The organism is Massilia sp. GER05 (assembly GCF_052056005.1).
GTDB lineage: Bacteria > Pseudomonadota > Gammaproteobacteria > Burkholderiales > Burkholderiaceae_D > Telluria > Telluria orientalis.
On record NZ_CP178858.1, the window covers coordinates 4,172,232 to 4,192,214 of the forward strand.

The 19,983-nt window shown below is 67.1% G+C and carries 17 protein-coding genes; 10 read left to right on the forward strand and 7 right to left on the reverse strand.

The window, feature by feature from the left end; translation table 11 throughout:
- Window positions 1-5: 5 nt before the first annotated feature.
- Complete coding sequence (locus ACL58G_RS18515) at window positions 6-776, reverse strand: hypothetical protein (protein ID WP_440962732.1); 771 nt, start codon at window positions 774-776, stop codon at window positions 6-8.
- Between the two features lie 178 nt (window positions 777-954).
- Here ACL58G_RS18515 and ACL58G_RS18520 point away from each other — a divergent pair, with 178 nt between their 5' ends.
- Both ACL58G_RS18520 and ACL58G_RS18525 read left to right on the forward strand, forming a co-directional pair.
- A complete protein-coding gene (locus ACL58G_RS18520; protein WP_413389034.1) occupies window positions 955-1,149 on the forward strand; it encodes a DUF3079 domain-containing protein in 195 nt (64 codons plus the stop codon).
- Window positions 1,150-1,251: 102 nt separating this feature from the next.
- On the forward strand, window positions 1,252-1,536 hold the full coding sequence (locus ACL58G_RS18525; protein WP_413389033.1) for a hypothetical protein: 285 nt from the start codon (window positions 1,252-1,254) through the stop codon (window positions 1,534-1,536).
- Here ACL58G_RS18525 and ACL58G_RS18530 read toward each other — a convergent pair.
- The 3 genes from ACL58G_RS18530 to ACL58G_RS18540 form a co-directional block, all read right to left on the reverse strand.
- Window positions 1,533-2,093: a hypothetical protein gene (locus ACL58G_RS18530; protein ID WP_413389032.1), complete on the reverse strand. Its 561-nt coding sequence runs from the start codon at window positions 2,091-2,093 to the stop codon at window positions 1,533-1,535. The two genes, ACL58G_RS18525 and ACL58G_RS18530, sit on opposite strands and share 4 nt — an antisense overlap.
- Before the next feature lie 116 nt (window positions 2,094-2,209).
- Complete coding sequence (locus ACL58G_RS18535; protein ID WP_413389031.1) at window positions 2,210-2,560, reverse strand: TfoX/Sxy family protein; 351 nt, start codon at window positions 2,558-2,560, stop codon at window positions 2,210-2,212.
- Between the two features lie 64 nt (window positions 2,561-2,624).
- Window positions 2,625-3,503, reverse strand: a complete 879-nt coding sequence (locus ACL58G_RS18540) for a PhzF family phenazine biosynthesis protein (RefSeq protein WP_440962733.1) — start codon at window positions 3,501-3,503, stop codon at window positions 2,625-2,627.
- Window positions 3,504-3,917: 414 nt separating this feature from the next.
- Here ACL58G_RS18540 and ACL58G_RS18545 point away from each other — a divergent pair, with 414 nt between their 5' ends.
- Complete coding sequence (locus ACL58G_RS18545; protein WP_413389029.1) at window positions 3,918-5,117, forward strand: glycosyltransferase family 9 protein; 1,200 nt, start codon at window positions 3,918-3,920, stop codon at window positions 5,115-5,117.
- A 9-nt stretch (window positions 5,118-5,126) separates the two neighbouring features.
- On the opposite strand, the gene ACL58G_RS18550 is transcribed toward ACL58G_RS18545, so the two are convergent.
- From ACL58G_RS18550 to ACL58G_RS18560, 3 genes are all read right to left on the reverse strand, one after another.
- Window positions 5,127-5,513, reverse strand: coding sequence for a glyoxalase superfamily protein (locus ACL58G_RS18550; protein WP_413389028.1), 387 nt, complete (start codon window positions 5,511-5,513; stop codon window positions 5,127-5,129).
- Window positions 5,514-5,530: 17 nt separating this feature from the next.
- A complete protein-coding gene (locus ACL58G_RS18555) occupies window positions 5,531-5,698 on the reverse strand; it encodes a hypothetical protein (protein WP_440962734.1) in 168 nt (55 codons plus the stop codon).
- A gap of 125 nt (window positions 5,699-5,823) precedes the next feature.
- Window positions 5,824-8,766: a TonB-dependent receptor gene (locus tag ACL58G_RS18560; RefSeq protein ID WP_413389026.1), complete on the reverse strand. Its 2,943-nt coding sequence runs from the start codon at window positions 8,764-8,766 to the stop codon at window positions 5,824-5,826.
- Between the two features lie 289 nt (window positions 8,767-9,055).
- Between ACL58G_RS18560 and ACL58G_RS18565 the strand changes: the two genes are divergently transcribed.
- The 7 genes from ACL58G_RS18565 (at window position 9,056) to ACL58G_RS18595 (ending at window position 19,964) form a co-directional block, all read left to right on the forward strand.
- A complete protein-coding gene (locus ACL58G_RS18565; protein WP_440962735.1) occupies window positions 9,056-10,480 on the forward strand; it encodes a glycoside hydrolase family 28 protein in 1,425 nt (474 codons plus the stop codon).
- The gene (locus ACL58G_RS18570) at window positions 10,477-14,262 is read left to right on the forward strand and encodes a beta-galactosidase (RefSeq protein WP_440962736.1); all 3,786 of its coding nucleotides are present in this window, start codon (window positions 10,477-10,479) and stop codon (window positions 14,260-14,262) included. The genes ACL58G_RS18565 and ACL58G_RS18570 overlap by 4 nt, the downstream gene beginning before the upstream one ends.
- Window positions 14,263-14,396: 134 nt before the next feature.
- Window positions 14,397-16,679: a putative bifunctional diguanylate cyclase/phosphodiesterase gene (locus tag ACL58G_RS18575; RefSeq protein ID WP_413389023.1), complete on the forward strand. Its 2,283-nt coding sequence runs from the start codon at window positions 14,397-14,399 to the stop codon at window positions 16,677-16,679.
- Between the two features lie 160 nt (window positions 16,680-16,839).
- Window positions 16,840-17,391, forward strand: a complete 552-nt coding sequence (locus tag ACL58G_RS18580; protein ID WP_440962737.1) for a hypothetical protein — start codon at window positions 16,840-16,842, stop codon at window positions 17,389-17,391.
- A 23-nt stretch (window positions 17,392-17,414) separates the two neighbouring features.
- Entirely contained in the window at window positions 17,415-18,242 is an 828-nt protein-coding gene (locus ACL58G_RS18585; protein WP_440962738.1) for a PhzF family phenazine biosynthesis protein, read from the forward strand.
- A complete protein-coding gene (locus ACL58G_RS18590; protein WP_440962739.1) occupies window positions 18,243-18,497 on the forward strand; it encodes a hypothetical protein in 255 nt (84 codons plus the stop codon).
- A 180-nt stretch (window positions 18,498-18,677) separates the two neighbouring features.
- Complete coding sequence (locus ACL58G_RS18595) at window positions 18,678-19,964, forward strand: YihY/virulence factor BrkB family protein (protein WP_440962740.1); 1,287 nt, start codon at window positions 18,678-18,680, stop codon at window positions 19,962-19,964.
- Window positions 19,965-19,983: the final 19 nt, after the last annotated feature.

Genomic DNA, 19,983 nt, shown 5'->3' on the forward strand with positions numbered 1-19,983 from the left:
CATGGTCAAGCGTCACGTTGCATGCGGTCGTGGCGTCGTCGCACTATCGTGAAGACGGCCCGGCCCACGACATAAGCCGCAAGTGCTTGCGGCAGGAGGACCAGCAACGCGAACGGGACCACCAGGAAGGTATTTGCGTCGACGTCGGGCGAACGCAAGACTCCGATGGTGGTCCAGCCGACGACGGCCACGACAATCCCACCGAGGAAAGCGGCCAGGATCGCCCGACGGTGCCACCCCGCGTACACGCAGATCGTCGCGGCCGCCAACCAGGTAAGGTTGTTATGGAAGAGCGGCGCCGACGCAAACGCGGAATATGCCGCGACCCCGTGCATGAAGGCGTTGTTCAGGCTACGCGTGGGGGCATCGTCGTGGACGACGCGGCGCTCACCTTTTATGAGCGACAGACACAACTCCAACAATGCCCACAGGACGCCGGTGATCCCAAGCTTCATGAAGAGCCAGTTCGTCTCGATACGCCCCTGGACCTGCTTCTTTCTTTGCTCAAAGTCGATCGTGACGGGACTGAACGGGTAGCCGATCCGAAGGCGATGCCAACGCTCGTTGAAGTGAGCGTCGAAGCTGTCGAGGTTGACGGCGAACACGACGTCCTCCTTCAGCCGCACGAAGGTGCCGGTTCTATCTTCCAGATCATCTCTGCCGAGGGCAGTCCAGGAAGGGCGGTAGCTGTCGAACATCGTATCGTATGTGGGGATGGCATTCAGCATCAGGAGCAGCACCATGCCACGGGAAAGCGGTCTGGAGAAGAATCGCATGATGTTTCGCAAGTTGGCTCCAAGGTTTTAACGATCATCGCGAGTTCAGCATAGCAACTTACTGAAACGAAAAAGTCACGAACGGTCACAGCCGGCATCGAGCGCTCACCCTGATTGGTTCCAGAATGAGTTGACATAGATTAAGGAAAACCACTGCACAACTCACCATACTCGATACATGGCAAAGAAATTTCCGATTTATCCCGTACACCCGGAGCGTGTTTGCTGGGGATGCGACAAATATTGCCCTGCAGATTCACTTGCATGCGGAAACGGCTCGGTGCGCACGCAGCATCCCGTCGAATTATTCGGCGATGACTGGCAGGCGTGGGGACTCGATTCGAACGATGACGCCGACGCTTCAGCGAGCTGAGGAGCGGCCGGTTCGCAGCGATTTTTTCGGTGGCCTATTGCGTTCGGGCCCAGTACGACCCATGTACAGGCTACCGACACGTCCCAAGCCATGGAGGCCGCCTTGAAACGTCTCATTGCATTGTGGCGCACCGTCGCCGGCCAGGACCTGCGCCTGCTGTGGTACGCCGTCCGGCACGAACATCGCCCCGGGTGGCTGGTGCCGGCACTGGCCGTCCTCGCCTTGTTCGCGGTGGAGCCGTTGAATGTCGCGGTGCCCGTGCTCGGCACGATCGACGAGTTCGTGCTGCTGCCCCTCATCCTGCACGGCATCGCGACCATGTTGCCGGCGCACGTCGTCGACGGTTATGCGCGCGCTTACGATAAACGCTTGCGGCGCCGGGCCTAGGTCCGGCATGCGGGGAACTTTTCCCGCTGCCGGTTGACGTTCTTGACGAACTCCTCCGCCTGATCCTGCGGATAGGTCTGTACCTGCTCGTTGACCTTCACCTTGTTGAAGACTTCCTTGCCCTGGCACGTGACGAGGACGACTTCGCCGCGTCGAACCAGCGCGGCGCGCATGTCGGCCAGCGACAGCGCCAGGCTGTGGTCGAGTAACTGCCTGACGCCGCTGAGCGCCATCGTCTTCAGCATGTTGCCCAGGAAGCCTTCGTCTTTGTCGCGCGCGTCCTGCGGCTCGCCGATCTGCTTCATGCCGTAATCGGTGAGCTGCATGACCACCGCATCGTCCTTCAACATCAATTCGGTCCACCGGCTCGTCGACTGCACGTAAGGCTGCCCCGACGCGGGCTTCTGGCGCGGACCGAAACGCTCGGGGCCATCGCCCTCATGGGCGTCGATCGAGATGGTCGAGCTGTGGCGGGTTTCGCCGGATGGACCGGCATGGGCAAAGGTCGTGGTCGCGAGGACGGCGGTGGCGCAGAGGATGACGCGGATCGTGTTCATGGTTGTTCCGAAAGCCGGTTGAGGACTACGGAGGACGATAGCGCAAGCGGCACACGGTCGGCCCGCCGTTTGCGACGAACGGCGTTATTCGGGCGCCAGACGGTGTTATCGCGCGCTCAGCCAGCACCTCGTTTCGCCCGCGGTGCGGCCGGCTTCTTCGGCTTCGGCGGCGGCATGATCGCCGCCGTCTCGAGCAGCAGGCGGCGCAGCGCTTCCGGCTCGTCCAGCAATTCGTCCGCGATCGGATAGTCCTTGGCGCCGGGGTAGGGTGGCCCTTGCGGCAGGTCGGGCGCGAGCCGTGCGGCGGCGTCGGACGGCTTGACGAACAGGCTGCCGTCGCAGGCGAAGGCGACCACCTTGTCGTCGACGTACAGCGCGTATTCGCCGAACATCTTCCGGTGCGTCAGCCGCGCCCCCAAACCCACCACTTCCGCGACGTAGTCGATGAAGCTCCTGTCCGTTGCCATGCGCGTTCTCCGTGCCGTGATCGAAACCGCCAGCGTAGCCCGGCGCGGCGGTTCGATCAAGACCTCAGAACGTCAGGCGACCGTCGACGCAGGTGACGGCGTTGCCGCCCACCCGGATCGCATCGTCCGCGATCTGCAGGCGCAGGATGCCGGCCCGGCCCAGCGCGGCGCCCTGGCTGGACAGGAAGTCCCGGCCGAACGCGTCGGCCTGGCCCGTGTGCCGCAAATACGCCGCGATGGACCCGTTGCCGCTGCCGCAGACGGGATCTTCGTCCACGCCGTGCGCCGGAGCGAATGCGCGGACCTCGATGCGCGCGGCGGCGCCGTCGGGATGCGGGCCGAAGACGATCACGCCCGTGTTGCCGCTTGCGGCATCGCGCGCCTTCATGCGGGCCAGGTCGGGCGCGGCGGCCAGCACCGCGCGGGCGTCCGGCAGCTGCGCGACGACCCAGCGCGTCCCGGCATCCACGAGGCAGGGCGGGGCGCTGCCGGCCAGCGGCGTGCCGAGGATGCGCGCCACCTCGTCCGCCTGCGCCGCATCCAGCGGCGTGATCGTCGTCGTTGGGAGTTCGAACGCGATCCAGCGGGCGCCATCGCCTGCCTGCGTCACGTCCAGCCGGACCAGGCCGCGCGCGCATTCCTGCACCAGCACGCCGTCGCGCGGCGCGACCTTGCCCGTTTCAAGCAGCGCGTGCGCGGTGCCGATGGTCGGGTGACCGGCGAACGGCAGCTCCGCGCCGGGCGTGAAGATGCGCACGCGGTAGTCGGCGCCAGGCTGCGTCGGGCGCAGTGCGAACGTCGTTTCGGACAGGTTGGTCCAGTTGGCGATGCGCTGCATCTGCGCGGCGGACAGGTCGTCGGCGTCGAACACGACGGCGAGCGGATTGCCCAGGAACGGGGCGGCGGTGAAGACGTCGACGGTCTTGAACGGGTGGCGTGCCATGCGGGTCTCGCATTGTTGGGATGAGCCCAGTCTACGCAAGGGGCGGCGGCATCGACAGGTACAGTCGCCCGATTGCGGCCGGCACTGTACCGGCGATCGGCCCTGCACGGTTTCGATGGGGGCGCAGGTGCGCAACACGGCGCGGGGCCGCTTGCCGATCGGGGTCAGTTCGTACGACGCGCAGCGGCACTTTACGACACGGGCCTTGCCCACGCGCGTGGACGGCAGGTACTCATCGTCACGCACCGCGACAAGGAGGTGGACGCGCTGCGCGCAGCGGGGCATCGTCGGCATCGACGGCGTGGTGCCGGGGTGACTGTAAAGGGAGGTAAAGAAGGGTAAAAGAGTTTTATCCGCACACATCGCGTGCGCCGTCCTGCGCATAATGCCTGCAACCCACGCAAGGAAAGGACGATGGTGAATACAGCGCGCGCACATGCCGGAGCGGTTCCGGTCCGCGCCGCCCGCGAGGCGGCACGGTACACGACGGCGGCCTTGCCGCTCGTCCCGGCCGGTGTGCTGGCGCGCGCCGACCGCATCCTGTTCGTCACCCACCTCGCCATCGGCGATTTCACTTACCTGCAGGCGTGCCTGCGCGCATTCGCCCGCGCGTGGCCGCATGTGCGCATCCACGTGTGGGTCGACGAACGGCGCCGCACGGCCGATCCGGCCGCGTGGCCGCACCTGCGCAGGTACGCGCTATATGACTGGCTCGCGGCCTGCCCGTGGATCGACCGGGTCTACGACAGCACGTACAGCCCGGCCGCGTTCGAGCAGTCGGTCGACGACGCCCGCGCCGAACGCTATCCGGTCGTCGCGTCGCTGGCCGTCGTCGACTGCCACCGCTATGCGCGGCTGGCCCGGCGCATCAGCCCGCGCGGCTTCGTCGTGGGCCTGACGAAGCCGGCCGAGCGCCTGCTGCACGCGCCGTCGCGCTGGGCGGGCTACCGCAAGCTGGACGCGGCGCTGCCCGTGTATGGTCCCGCGGAGGCGGCGCACCAGCACATCAGCGACATCTATGCGGGCTGGTTCGCCCGCTGCTTCGGCGTGGACGTGCCGCCGGCCGCGCGCATGCCGCGGCTGGACATCCCCGAGCGCTGGGTACGCAGCGCGCACGCGCAGTTCGCGGCGTGGGGCTGCACGGTCGGCAAACCGGTCGTGTTCGTGAACGCATTTTCGAAATCGCCCGACCGCACGTGGCCCCTGGAACGCGTGGCCGCGCTGGCGCGCGCGCTGAAGAACCGGCTTGCGTGGCGCGGCGTCACCGTCGTCGTCAACGTGGTGCCGGAAGCGCAGGAGGAAGCGCGCCGGCTGTTCGAAGGGCGGGCGGGTCCGGACCTGGCGCACGTGCGCCTGTTCAGCGCGGACGAGCACTTCTTCCAGCTGCCGGCCGTACTGCGGCTGTGCAGCCTCGTCATTTCCGTGGAGACGGCCGTGATGCACCTGGCGAATGCGGTCGGCGTGCCGGTCATCGCGCTGATGCGCCGCAATCACCCGGAGTGGGCGCCGATCGACCGGGCCCGCAGCACCGTGCTCATGGTGCCGGAGCAGGACGACTGGGTCACGCGCATCGGCGTGGACGAGGTGCTGGCCGCCGTGGACGGCCGGGATTGAAGCAAAGCCTCAAGACGCGTCGGCCCCGGGGACCGGTTCCTCGAACGACAGGCGGTTGTGCGACGGATCGCGGATCGTCATCTCGCGGGTCCCCCACGGCATCGTCTGGATGTGCGGGCGCGAATACTTGAACGATTTCGCGAGCAGCGTGGCCTGGTAGCCGTCGAGGTCGCGCACGGCGATACGGATCGACGCGCCCGGGCTGCCGTCGCCGTAGTGCTCGGACAGGTGCAGCACGCAGTCGCCCAGCGACACCTGCATGTAGACGGGGAAGTCGCCGCCTTCGAAGCGGTGCTCCCAGTCGATCTTGAAGCCGAGGAAGTCGATATAGAACTCGCGCGCCTTCGCTTCGTCGAAGATGCGCAGGATGGGAGTGACGCGGGACAGGGTGTACATGGAACCTCCTTGCAGGATCAGGCGCTGCCGTCCTGGCGGGCTTCCGCGAGACGCTTGCGGTGCGCCGCGCCAAGGGTCAGGTGGAGCATGACGGCCACGCCGGCGAAGCCGACGCCCGCGAGCCAGTCGGCGGTCGCGCCCGAGCGCACCGCGTCCACGATGCGCGTGGCGGCGAGGAACAGCATGCAGGCCGGTGACAGAAAGCGTGCGTTACGTGCGAAAAAGGACATGGCGCGGCGGGATGGCAGTAAAACGGAAAGAATACCAGATCGCCGCGCCCTGAAGCTCGCACTTTTTCACACCCCGTGCTTCAGTACTTGTAGTTCAGCCCCAGCACGAACGAGCGGCCCGAATGCACGTACAGCAGCGTGTCGTTGCGCTGCGTGTCGCGGCCGTAGCGCAGCGGCGTGTCGTTCAGGTTCTGGCCCTCCAGCGACACGCGCAGTTGCGGCGTGATGTTGTACGAGAGGCTCATGTCGATGTTGGTGGAGCCGTCGACCATCGTGTAGTCGTGGCCCGCCACGTCGCCCAGCACGGCATAGATATAGCTGGAGCGGTGCGCCGCCGACACGCGCGCGCTGAACTTCGCGTCCTCGTAGTACAGCGTGAGGTTGTGGGTGCGCGGTGACAGGCCCGTGAAGTCCGCGACCTGCGTCAGCTGCTCGTTCGCCGGCGTGGCCGGGTTGTCCACGCGGGTGATGTACGTGATGCGCGACTTCACGCGCGTCGCGTTGGCGAGCAGGCCGAAATTGCTCCAGAAGCCGGGCAGGAAGCTGAACGGCGCCTGCAGGTTGAATTCCCAGCCTTTCAGCGGGCCGCCGGCCGTGTTGACCTTGCGGCTCACGTTGACTTCCGTCGTGGGCAGGGTCTGGCAGATCGGAGCGCCCGTCAGCGAGCAGCCGTTCAGGATCAGGAGTTCGTTCGGCAGTCCGAGCGTGTTGTACGGCACGCGCTCGTTGACGCTCTGGATGAAGCTCTTGATGTCCTTGCGGAAGTGCCCGAGCGAGACCATCGCGTTCTTCGCGTAATACCACTCGGCCTGCAGGTCGTAGGTGTTGGCGCGGATCGGGTCCAGGTTCGGGTTGCCGATCGAGACCGACTGCGAGATCGGCGATACGGTCGCATTCGGCGCGAGGTCCGTGTACTCGGGCCGCGACAGCGTCTTGCCGGCCGAGAAGCGCAGGAACACGTCCTTCGGCAGCTGCGCCGTCAGGTTGAAGGCGGGCAGCCAGTCGCGGTATTTCTTCGTGCCCGTGTTCGGCTGCAGCTGGCCCTGCACGTTGATCATCGCCGTGGATGTCGCCGTCGTCTCCGCGCCGCGCACGCCGGCATTGCCGCGCCACGTCACGCCGAACAGGTCGTAATTGAAGTCGACCATGCCGTACAGCGCATTGATCTTTTCTTCCACGCGGCGGTTGGTCTGCGCGAGGTAGTTGTACTGCGATCCCGGCACGGCATCGCAGTGGCACTCGGTATTGACGACGCCGAGGAACTTCTGCAGGTCGACGGCCGCCCACGACCCCGGCACGCCGGTGCCGCCCAGGCCCGAGCCGAAGCCGCCGATCTGGCGCGAGATGTCGGCCATCGACACGCCGGCCGGCAGCGCGACCGCATTCGCGCTGTTGCCGACCTCGTAGTTGGTCCAGATGTTCTTGCGGGCCGAGATGCCGAAGTGGCTCGTCACGTGGTCGTTGATCTCCCAGTGCACGTTCGCGGCCTGGGTCTGCAGCTTGTTGGTCGTGTCCAGGTAGCGGCCCACGAACATGCCGCGCACGTTGCCGGCGGCATCCTGTGGGGCGAACTGGAAGTTGGCCGGATTGCTCACGTCGATGCCGAAGTTGAGCGTCGGGACGTTGCGGTTGTCGCGGAAGTCCCACGAGAAGCCGTTCACGTTCGGCGCGTCGAACTGCACGGTGGCGCGCATCGGCTCGTTCAGGTTCGAGTTCGAGTTACCGGCCATGAAGTCGGCCTTCACCGTATCGCTGAACCTGTGGCTGCCGGACAGGACGTGCTGGCGGAACTTGGTCGTGTACACGTCCAGCAGGCCTTCGGTGCGCACGTCCACGCCGTTGAACTTGCCGTAGTCCCAGCTGCCGTTCTGGTCGAAATGCGCGTCCAGGATCGACGTCTGCGGCTTGCCGTTCGAACCGAGGTTGCGGCCGAACGAGATCGCCTCGATGTAGTTGTCGTAGCGTTTATTGGCGAACTTGCCGTACATGAGGTCCAGATTCAGTTCGCTGTCCGCATTGCGCCACTGGTAGGAGTTGGTGATCCCCGTGCGCTCGTAATCGGTCTGCGAGCGGCGGTAGCGCGGGATGCGCGGCGCGAACGCGCCCGAGCCGGCGGCCGGATTCGCGACCGTGCCGCCGTAATTGTCCTTGCGGCCCATGACGCCGTTGTACGCGGCCGGATCGGTCGCGCGCGGCATGCCGGTGCCGCACGTCGTCGCGGTGATGCCCTTGACGGCATCGTTGCCCGGGACCTGCGGCGACACGCCGACGGGCGAGCAGAAGCCGCCGTCGTTGCTGGCGCTGAGCAGTTCCACGGCCTCGTAGCCTTCTTCCGTCGCGCGCCGCTTCGAGTACGCGGCCGAGAGCAGGGCGCCGACCTTGCCGTAGCCCGTGTCCCAGCGGTCCGACAGCAGCGCCGTCACGCGCGGCTGCGTCTTGCCGGAGAGGGAGTTGTGGCTTTCCTGGCCGCCGATGCTGAACGTGCGGCCCTTGAAATCGAACGGCCGCGCCGTGCGCAGGTCGACGGTGGCGCCCAGCGAGCCTTCCTCGATATCCGCTTCCGACGTCTTGCGCACTTCCAGGCTGTTGAACAGCTCCGACGCGAACACGGAGAAGTCGAAGCCGCGGCCCCGGTTCGTGCTGCCGTTGATGTCCGAGGCGCCCGTCGCCGCCACGCCCTCGATCCCGTTGATGCGTACGCGCGTGAAGCCCGCGTTCAGGCCGCGCACGGTGATCTGCTTGCCTTCGCCGCCGTCGCCGCGCGCCAGCGCCACGCCGGGCACGCGCTGCAGCGATTCCGCGAGGTTCGCGTCGGGGAACTTGGCGATGTCCTCGGCCTTGATCACGTCGATGATGCCGTCGCTGTTCTTCTTCGTGTTCAGCGCGCTGTTCAGGCTCGCGCGAAAGCCCGTCACGACCACGACGCTGTCGGACGATTTGCCGTCGGCAGCGGTCGTGGCGACGGGCGCCGCATCGGCCGCCGCGGCCGTCTCCTGGCCGTGTGCATGCAGCGAAGCGAGCATCGCCAGGACGCCGATACTGATGCGGCTGCGGGGTGAAAGAGGATGAATGTTCCGAGGGGTTGCGGTGAAACGCATCGTTGTAGTCTCCATGTCGTTATCGATGACTCGTGCGGTCATATTGACGGGGGCATGGTAGCGCTAAGCATGCTTGAGCGAACCGTCGGTCCGGTCCGATCGCGGTAATAATCACGTTGTTGAGCGCTTGCATGGCGAATCGACAACGGTGTCCGCGCAGGCGGCACAATATGCGCTCACAAGGTGCGCGGTGCACCATCAAAGGAGACGTTCAGTGCCCAGTTCCCTCTCACGGCGCGCGCTGCTGCGCGCCGGCGTTGCCGTGCCCGTGCTGGCCGGCTGCCAGGCCTTCATGCCGGGATCCGCCGGCACGCTGCCCAGGTCCGAAGTCCGCGTCGACGCGCCGTTCACGATGCCCGCCATCGCCGTGCCCGATTTCTCGGGCGCGCCCCGCTTCGACATCGTGACGTACGGGGCAGTGCGCGGCGACCAGGCGGCGACCGGCACCGCGCTCGCGCGCGCCATCGCGGCGGCGCATGCGGCCGGCGGCGGTGTCGTCGTCGTCCCGGCGGGGACGTGGCCGACCGGCCCGATCCACCTGAAGAGCCACGTCGCGCTGCACGTGGAAGACGGCGCGACACTCCTCTTTTCGCCCGACCCGCGCGACTACCTGCCAGCCGTGTCCACGAGCTGGGAGGGACTCGAATGCATGAACTATTCGCCGCTCGTGTATGCATACGAGTGCGAGAACGTGGCGGTCACGGGCCGCGGCACCTTGCGCGCGCGGCTCGACGTGTGGAAGCAATGGTATGCGCGGCCGCAGGCGCACATGGATGCGCTGGTCGCGTTGTACAACATGGCGTGCCGCGACGGCGTGCCCGTGGAACGGCGCGACATGACGGCGGGCCAGGCCAACCTGCGTCCGCACTTCATCCAGTTCAACCGCTGCCGCCAGGTGCTCGTGGAAGACATCCACATCGTCGACAGCCCGTTCTGGGTGCTGCATCCCTACCTCTGCCGCGACGTCGTGATCCGCCGGGTCGACATCGCGGCGCACGGCCACAACAACGACGGCGTCGATCCGGAGATGAGCCGGAACGTGCTGATCGACCAGTGCACGTTCGACCAGGGCGACGACGCCGTGTCAGTGAAGTCCGGGCGCGACCGCGACGCGTGGCGCCTCGGCGTCCCGTCGCGCAATATCGTGATGCGCCGCTGCCGCATCAAGAATGGCCACCAGCTGATGGCGATCGGCAGCGAGCTGTCGGGCGGCGTGGAGAACGTGTTCGTCGACGACTGCCACTTCGATCACGCGGATTCCTCCGTGCCCAGCACCATCAACAACCTGCTGTACGTGAAGACGAACGAACGGCGCGGCGGCTTTGTCCGCAACATCCACATGACGAACGTGAGCGCCACCCGCATCAAGGGCGGCGTGCTTGCCGTCGAGACGGATGTGCTGTACCAATGGAAGACGCTCGTGCCCACGCTCGAGCGCCGCCTCACGCCGATCGAAGGCCTGTTCGTGTCCGGCATCCGCGTCGAGGATGCGGGCTTCGTCTGCCGCGTGAAGGGCGAGGCGGACCTGCCGGTGCGCGACATACGCTTGCGCGACGTGGCGGTGCGCACGGTGCGCGGGACGCCGGTCGTCACCGAGCACGTGCAAGGCTTCGACAACCGCGCGGACGTGCGGGCATGAGCGGCCGCCGTTTGTGCGCGGCGCTCGCCGCCGCCGTCCTCGCCTGCGTGCCCGCGGTCGCGCAGGAGCTGGGCATTCCGCAAGCGTCGGATACGGCAGCGCGCGCCGGGGACCGGGCGAACCGGGCCGACACGACATGGCTGATGGCCGCCGTGGCGCCCGGCCTGCCGGACCGCCTGAGCATCTTCCGTTCGGACGACGGCACGACCTTCGTCATGCAGGCGTCGGAAGCATATGCGCCGCCGCGCGGCATGTTGCGCGACCCGGCGCTCGTGCGCGACGGCGGCCGGTACCGGGTGGCGTACGTGGCAGGGGCCGGCAACGAGATCGGCTTCGCGCGCTCGAGCGACCTGAAACAGTGGACGTTCGAACGCACCGTGCCGATGCCGGGTCCCGTACGCGCGCCGCGCTGGGTGCGTGCGCGCGACGGCAGCCTGGAACTCGTCGTCGCGCTGCCGCGCGGGCCCGCGCTGCTGGCGCCGGAGACCGCGCCGGCGCCGCGTGCGTTGACGGGCCTGCAGGACAGGTACGAGGATGCGGCCATCGTCCAGGATGGCGGCGGTTACGTGGCGCTGGCGCGCCGGCGCGCGGACGGCGGCCTGGTACTGGCGCGGGCCGGCGACCTGGCGGGGCCGTGGACCGTCGAGCGGACGCTCGATGCGCTGGGCCTGGCGGCACCCGGCATCGGCCTCGCGCGCCGGCCGGACGGCAGCTGGCGCCTGGTCTTCGCCGACGCGGCGGGCCATGCGTGGCAGGCCGACAGCGCCGATGGCATGAAGACGTGGTCGGCGCAACGACCGCTGGCCGGCGTGGCGGCAGGCGTGGCCGCGCCGGACGTGCTGGCCGACCGTGCGCAGGACGTCGCCGCCGCCGTTCGCCCGCGCGGCAAGCCGCGGCAGGTCGGCTGGGACCCGTACTCGCTGATGGTCGGCGGCAAGCGGATCGTCGTGTGGTCCGGCGAGATCCACCCGTTCCGGCTGCCCGACCCCGCGCAGTGGCGCGACGTGATCCAGAAGATGAAGGCGGTCGGGTTCAACGGCGTGTCGTTCTATTTCGACTGGGGCTATCACTCGCCGGCGCCGGGCGTCTACGATTTTTCCGGCGTGCGCAACGTGGAGCGGGCGCTCGAGATCGCGGAAGAAGAGGGCATGTACGTGATCGCGCGCATGGGGCCGTACGTCAACGCGGAGCTGTCCGGCGGCGGTTTCCCCGGCTGGATGTTCCGCAACCGGGCGGAGGCGCGCACGGACGATCCGGCCTACCTGGCGGCCGTCGACGAATGGATGACGCAGATCGACGCCATCATCGCGCGCCACCAGGCGACGACGGGCGGCGGTACCGTGATCGCCTACCAGCTCGAGAATGAACTGGGCAAGGTGGAGCCGAAACACGTACGCCAGATGGCGCACCTGGCGGCGAAGGCGCGCGCGGACGGCATCACGGTGCCGCTGTTCCACAACGCTGCGGGCCGGCTGCCCGACTGGACGCCGGCGGCGTCGTCCGCGCCGTGGGCGAATCCGGGACCGGTGGACCTGTATGCGTTCGACGGCTATCCGGGCGGCGCCTGCGACGTCCACGCGAATCCGGCGGGCCCGAACAAGGCGCCGGACTGGGGCATCTACGCGGCGCCGGGACCGAAGGCGGGCGCGGCCAGCTCCCCCGGTACGCCCGGCTTCGTGGCGGAGATCGGGGCGGGCTGGTTCGACTACTGGGGCTCGAACGGCACGTACGCGTGCACGGCCCAACGCCAGGGCAAGGGCTACCAGCGCGTGTTCTACGGGACGAACCTGATGAACCGCATCACGCTCCACAACATCTACATGGCGTTCGGCGGCACGTCGTGGGGCTGGCTGCCGGGGCCCATCGTGTACACGTCGTACGACTACGGCGCCCCGATCGCGGAAGACCGCGGCCTGCGTCCGAAGGCGCTGGCGCTGAAGCAGCAGGGCATGTTCGTGCAGGCGGCCGCGCCGGTGCTCGCGCGCATGGACAAGGGCCCGGAGATCCGCACCACGAACCCGCGCGTGCGTCTCTACCACAACGTCAACACGGAGCTCGGCACGCACGTGCTGTTCGCCGTGCACGGCCCGTCCGACCTGCTGACGGACGATGCGTTCTCGTTCGACGTCACCACGCGCGACGGCACGTACACGATCGCAGCGCGCCTGAATGGCCAGGACGCGAAGATGCTGCTGGCCGATTACGCGCTGGAGCGCCAGCACCTCGTGTACGCCACGTCCGAACTGCAGGCGCAATTGCGCGACGGGGCGCGCGACGTCGTGCTGCTGCACGGCCGTGACGGCGAGAACGGCGAGACGGTGCTGCGCTATGCATCGGCACCGAAGGTCGAGGTATTGGCGGGCGACGTGCGCACGACGTTCGACGCGGCGCGCGGGGACCTGAAGCTCGCGTATGCGCACACGGGCCTGGCGCGCGTACGCATCACGGGTGGTGGACGCGCGCCGCTGCTGCTCCTGATCGCGGACGAGGGCACGTCGCAGCGCTTCTGGATGCAGGACACGCCGGCGGGCCGCGTCCTCGAACTGACGCCGGCGCTCGTGCGTGCCGCCGGCATCGAGGGCGGCCGGCTGCACCTGGCGGGCGATACGGCGGCCGCCAGTCCGCTCGAGATCTGGGGGCCGGAGATCGCCGGGGTCTCGTTCAACGGCGCCGCCCTGACGATGGCACGCCAGCCGGACGGCAGCCTGCGCAGCACCGTGCCGCTCGCCGGTCCGGTGCCCGTCGCCGTCCCGGACCTCCGCACCGTGGCGTGGACGCGGCGCATGGACAGTCCCGAGGCGCAGCCCGGCTTCGACGATGGCGCCTGGGTGCAGGCGGACAACCGGCCGTCGGCCGCGCAGACGTGGACGTTGCCGGAGCGCGGCCAGCCCACGCTCGCGATGAGCGACTACGGTTTCCATCATGGCGACGTGTGGTACCGCGGCCGCTTCGACGCCAGCGATCCCGCCGCGAACCGCCTGGAACTCTTCTATGGCGGCGGTGGCGCGGGCATGCTGCAGGCGTGGGTCGACGGCCGCTTCCTGGGCCAGCACGAGCTGGACACGGGCCGCTCGTTCCCGGAGACGACGGACACCGTGCGCTTCGACCTCGGCAAGCTCGCGCCGGGGCCGCACGTCGTCGCGGTCATGGTCCGCAACGATTCCCACAACTGGGACCTGATGGCGGACGACGCGCACCGCGAGGCGCGCGGCCTGATCGCGGCGTCGCTGACCTCGAAAGGGGGACGGCGGTTCGCCGTGCCGATCCGCTGGCGCATCCAGGGCAACCAGGGCGGCGAGGACATCGCCGACCGCGTGCGCGGTCCGTACAACGACGGTGGCCTGTACGGCGAACGGGCGGGCTGGCACCTGCCGGGTGCGCCGGGGCAGGGGTGGGCGCGCGCGCGGCCGGACGACGCGCCGCCGGCCCCGGGCACGTACTGGCTGCGCACGCAGGTGAAGCTGGACCTGCCGCGCGGGCACGACGTCCAGCTGGGCCTCGCGTTCGGCGACACCACGCGGCCGCGCTCCGGGCGCGAGAACCGCGCGCTCATCTTCGTCAACGGCTGGAATGTCGGGCAGTTCATCGCGCACGTCGGGCCGCAACGGGTGTTCGTGATCCCGCCGGGCATCCTCGACCCGCACGGCGACAATACGATCGCGCTCGCCGTCACGACGGACGGCGACCCGGCCAATGCGCTGGAACCGGTGCGGCTCGAGGTGTTGCGTGCCGTCCACGGTGGGGTGTCCGGCGACGCGGAAAAGGGGCGGGCCGGGCCGTAGTTGTTGAACTGTCAGTCACAAGACAACAACACCTGATAGTGTCTCGCGTGACAGTAAGCGGTCCGGGCCTTACAATGTTGCCTCACGAGAACATCGGCCGGACCTTTCCGGCCGCGCCGCGAGGATACAATTTAATGCTAGGGTTTGACGATATCGCACAATGGCGCGCGCGGATCTTCTCGCGCCTGTTGTCGATAGTGCTCGTCCTGGGCACCATCGCGGCGATTCCCAGTGCGGTCGTCGTGTTGCGTCAAGGCGTCTGGACCGTGGCCGCGATGGACGGCGCCGCGCTGGGCTGGCTGTTCGCCCTGTGGCGCCTGAAGCGCCTGCCGTACACCTTCCGCGTCCTGAACTTCCTCGCCATCATCTACATGGTGGCCATCTGCCTGATGCTGAACGTGGGGCCGGTCAGCCAGAACTACCTGATGGCGCCGCCCGTGATGGCGGCGATCCTGCTCGGGACCGGCCCGGCGCTGACGGCCCTCGCGGCCAGCGCCATCATCCTCATCCTCGGTATCGGCTACTTCCAGTCGTCGCTGGTGGACATGGGCCACGACCCGATCATCGTCGCGCTCCTCGTCGCGTTGAACTTCACGTGCGTGGGCGCGCTGCTGACGCTCACGTGCAGCACCTTGCTCAAGGGGTTATCGCGTTCGCTGGACGAAGTGCGCGGCTTCGCCAAATCGCTGGAGAGCGGGAAGGATGCGCTGCAGGCGGTGAACGCCGAACTGCGCCTGACGTCGGCCGCGCTGTCGCGCCTGAACGACATGGTGCTGATCGCGCGCGCCGTCGACACGCCGGACCGCGACCAGCCCATCATCTTCAGCAACGAAGCGTTCCAGCGCCGCACCGGCTACAGCGACGCCGACATCGTCGGCCGCAGCATGCGCGTGCTGCACGGGCCGGGCACGGATCCGGCCGTCGTCGAGCGCATCGTGGAGTCCATGCGCAGCGGCCAGCCGGCGACGGCGGAACTGGTCAACTACACCAAGTCCGGCGACCCCTATTGGGTCGAGATGGAACTCATGCCGTTCACGGACGACGCGGGCCGGATCAGCCACTGGGTCGTCGTCGGCCGCGACATCACGGAACGCCGCCATTCGGCCGACGCGATCCACCGCCTCGCTTACTACGACGTCCTCACGGGCCTGCCCAACCGGCGCCTGATGACGGAGCGCCTGGACGCCATGGTGGCATCGGCCAACGGGGGCCGCGGGCTCGGCGCCGTGCTGTACATCGACCTGGACAACTTCAAGCACGTGAACGACGCGCGCGGCCATGCGACGGGCGACGCGCTGCTCAAGCACACGGCGAAGAGCCTGGCCCACGTCGTGCGCAAGGGCGACACGGTGGCCCGTCTGGGCGGCGACGAATTCGTCGTGCTGCTCGACGGCCTCGGCACCGATCCCGCCGCCGCCACCGCCGCCGCGCTGTCGGTGTCGGACAAGATCCGCGTCGCCCTGGCCGACGACGTCGTCATCGACGACCAGAGCTACCATTCGACGGCCAGCATCGGCGTCGCGCTGCCCACGCGCCCCGGCCAGTCCGTGGCCGACCTGCTGCGCGATGCGGACCTGGCCATGTACCACGCCAAGGCGGCCGGCCGCAACGGCGTCGCCGTGTTCGAGACGCGGATGCTGGCCGCGGCCGAGCGCCAGCTGACGCTGGGCCGCGACCTCTCCGCGGCGCTCGACAACGGCGAGCTGTCCATGCACCTGCAGCTTCAGGTCGACCATGCGGGCGAGCCGGTGGGCGCCGAGATGCTGATGCGCTGGCGCCGCGCCGACGGCACGTTCGTCCCGCCCGACGTCTTCATCCCCGTGGCGGAAACGACCGGCATGATCGTCCCCCTCGGCCTGTGGGTGCTGCGCCAGGCCTGCGAGGCGCGCCTGGCGCTGGAGGCGGCCGGGCATCCGCTGCAACTGTCGATCAACGTCAGCCCGCGCCAGTTCCGCCAGCCCGAATTCGTCGCCCAGGTGCGCGCCGCGTTCGACGAATCGGGCGTGACGCCGCACGCGTTCGTGTTCGAGGTGACGGAAGGGCTGCTCGTCGAAGACTTCGACCTCATCACGGCCAAGATGCGCGAGCTGGCGGCGCTGGGCATCCGCTTCTCGATCGACGATTTCGGCACCGGCTATTCGAGCCTGGGCTACCTGAAGAAGATGCCGCTGTACGAACTGAAGATCGACAAGAGCTTCATGCGCGACACGCCGCACGACGCCAACGGCACGGCGATCGTGCAGACCATCCTCGCGATGGCCGATCACCTGGGCCTGCGCGTCGTCGCGGAGGGCATCGAGACGGAGGCGCAGGCGCGCTTCCTCGGCGAGAACGGGCGCCCGTGCATGCAGGGCTACCTGTATTGCCGGCCGTTGCCGCTGCCCGACCTGATCGCGCGCCTGGAGCGCGTGACATAACGTCGACCCACCCTGCGCCCGCGCCGGCCGCCGGGAACCCCTCGTCGAACGCCTGCGGCGACGCGTACGGCCTCCGTTAGTTGCTTTGGCGGCAACGGCCCGGTACACTGAGCCACGCTGATCTTTGCCCGCCACACCGACACAGGAACGTATTCGCAGGATGGAAATTTCTGGAGCACACCTCAAGGCGATGCGCGACCCGGCGCGCGTATTCCCGGTGGTCGCCCATCCTGAAGCTGTACGCAGTGCAATGGTATGGCACTGCCGATACAAGAGCCTCGACTCCCTGGCCGAGCTGCTTAATCTGGAAGAACTGGTCATCGGCACGTTTCCTGATGAATCGTTTGAATCGCTTGGAAGGCTGGAGATGCTGCGCTATCTACGCGTAGTGCACATGCCAGGGATTCGCGATCTCGGGCCGCTGGCCAGACTGGCGCGGCTGACATCACTCTCCTTGTCGACGCTTCCTGGCTGGGACGCGTCAGGGAAGACCACGACCATCCGGTCGCTCGAGCCGCTCACGGCAATCCCCGGGCTCGCCCATGTGGAACTTTTTGGTATCTGCCCGCCGGACAAACTGCTCGTTCCCCTCGAGGCGTGCAAAGGTCTCCAGACGGCCCGGGTCTCGCAATACCCTCAAGCCGAAATAGACCGCTTCTTCCGCCAGACTGGCGTCGCCAATCAGTTCAACCCGGACCCATCCATTTCGTAAGTCATCGACGAACGCTCAACCATATGAATTGTCCAGTAACGAGTCTGCCAATATATCAAGTCGACGCATTCACCAGCCGGCTGTTTGGAGGAAACCCCGCTGCCGTGATCTTGATGAACACGTTTCCGGACGATGGGCTGCTACGCCGGATTGCGGCGGAAAACAACGTCCCGGAAACTGCCTTTCTGGTCCCGGACGGCGACAATTACCGCCTGCGCTGGTTCACGCCGACGGTCGAGGTGCCGCTGTGCGGCCATGCTACGCTTGCAAGCGCCGCAGTCGTCATGGAGCGGCTACAGCCAGGACGCACAATGGTGACGTTCGATTCGGCGAGCGGCCCTCTGACCGTCAAGCGCATGGGCGATCGATATGTGATGAATTTTCCGGTACGCGTGCCGCGATCGATCCCGCTTCCGGAGGGGCTCACTGAAGCACTGGGAATCGAGCCGGTGGAGATGCTCGACGACGGTTTTAATTACATCGCGGTCCTGCACGATTTTGAGGCGGTACGTAGCCTGACACCGGACATGGCTGCGATCGCGCGGCTCGACCGTCCGGGCGTCGTCGTGACCGCTCGGGGAGACCAGCGGTGGGATTGCGTGAGCCGCTATTTTGCGCCGGCTAAAGGGATACCGGAAGATCCGGTTACGGGCGGAGCGCATTGCGGGCTCGCGCCGTATTGGAGTGCCCGCCTGGGAAAGCGTGAGCTCCGCGCATACCAGGCTTCCGCTCGTGGTGGCGAGCTTGTATGCCGGGTCGTCGGAAACCGTGTCGAGTTGGAAGGCGCTTGTGTGTTTTATTTGGAAGGCAAGATTGGTGTCCCCGTCGATCAGGGCTCCGGAAGCGCCTGAATGAACGTATCCCGGCGTGAACGCGAGACGTTAACAGGGCCGGCGGCGGTAGGTATCGTCGTGGGCATCTTCTGCGCAGCATTCACGGTCGCTTTTGACAGTGATTACGGGGGAGCGCTTGCGTCCTCCTCGTCGACAACGCGCGACGCGATGCTGAGTCTTGTCGCTGGTTTTGTGCTGGCGTTCGTCCCCTTCGGTTTGGTACCCGTGCTGGTCGGACGAGTCAGGTCCGGTGCCGGAAACAAGGGCGGCTGACAGCAGGTTCAACCCGACAGCCACGCGAATATCAGGTTCGCATCGGCTCGCAAGCGGCCCTTCGGGCTGCGGTCCTTCGTCATTTGTTTCAATGAACGGTGAGTCACCGTACTGAATCTCGCAAGCGGAAGGCTTACCGTCATGCAGGTGACCCGCTCCGTTTCAGTCCGAGGAAATGATATGAACCCTACCGCTCACGAGATGCACGAATCCGAAGCCCGCGCAGCGACCGCCGCGATGGAAACGAACGCGCAATTCGACGTATTGAAATCACGGGCTTCGGACGTGCTTTCCTCGCCGTACGTGCGCGGCGCCGCGGTACTGGGTATCGCGGCTGGGGGGTATGCGCTCCTCAGGCGCAAGAAGGCCCCTGTACCGGATGTGGCACCGGAACGCCACGACCACCTTGGCGGAATGCTGAAGGCAGGTAGCTTGCTTGTTTCCCTGGCAGCGTCCATTGCCTCGGCCAGGCACAATGCCGGTGACGAACCATCCGCCCCGGTCCAGAAAGGAACGGCCTATGTGCCGACGCGTGCGGAGGAAAGCAGATCCGACGCGAAGATCGCGGAACCATCCACAAGCGCGCCGCCACGCCCGATGTTCGAACACACCTCGGGGAGCTGGATCGGCAGGCAGTGGCAAATCTTCGTGGCGGCGGCAAACGCCTGGATCGATGATTACGCGCCGAGCATGGGGGCGGCGCTTTCGTATTACACGCTGTTTTCCCTCGCACCGCTGCTGGTCCTGATCATCGCGATCGCCGGGACGGTATTTGGACAGGACGCCGCACAAGGCGCAATCATTGCGCAGCTTCAGGGCATCATGGGCAAGGAAGGCGCAGCGGCCGTGCAGGGTTTGCTGCAAGCTGCGCGCGAACCGTCCACCGGGATCGTCGCCAGTATCGTCGGCGGTTTTCTTGTGCTGCTGGGCGCAACGGCCACGTTTGCCGAGCTGCAAACGGACCTGGACCGCATCTGGCGGGTACCGGCGAAAGCGAAACCGGCGGGTATCTGGGGATGGCTGCGCGGCCGCGTGTTGTCCTTCGGGCTGGTTCTCGGATTTGCTTTCATGCTGATGATTTCACTCGTCGTCAGCGCCGCGCTCGCAGCGACGAGCGATTGGCTGGGCGGGGGCAATGCGGTGGAAAGCGTTCTGGCAAGCGTATTGAATTTCATCGCGTCGCTCGCCCTCTTCACGGTTCTGTTTGCGATGATCTACAAGATCATGCCGACTGCCAGGATATCCTGGCACGATGTGTGGATGGGGGCCGCAGTCACGGCATTGCTCTTCAACATCGGCAAATCACTGATCGGGTTGTACCTTGCCAAATCGAGCGTGGCCACGGGCTTTGGCGCAGCCGGCTCGTTCGTCATCCTCGTCGCGTGGTTCTACTATTCGGCGCAGATTTTCCTGTTTGGCGCCGAATACACGTGGGTGTACGCCAACAGCAAGGTACGGAACGGGTAGGTCGGGCCGGCGCGCATCG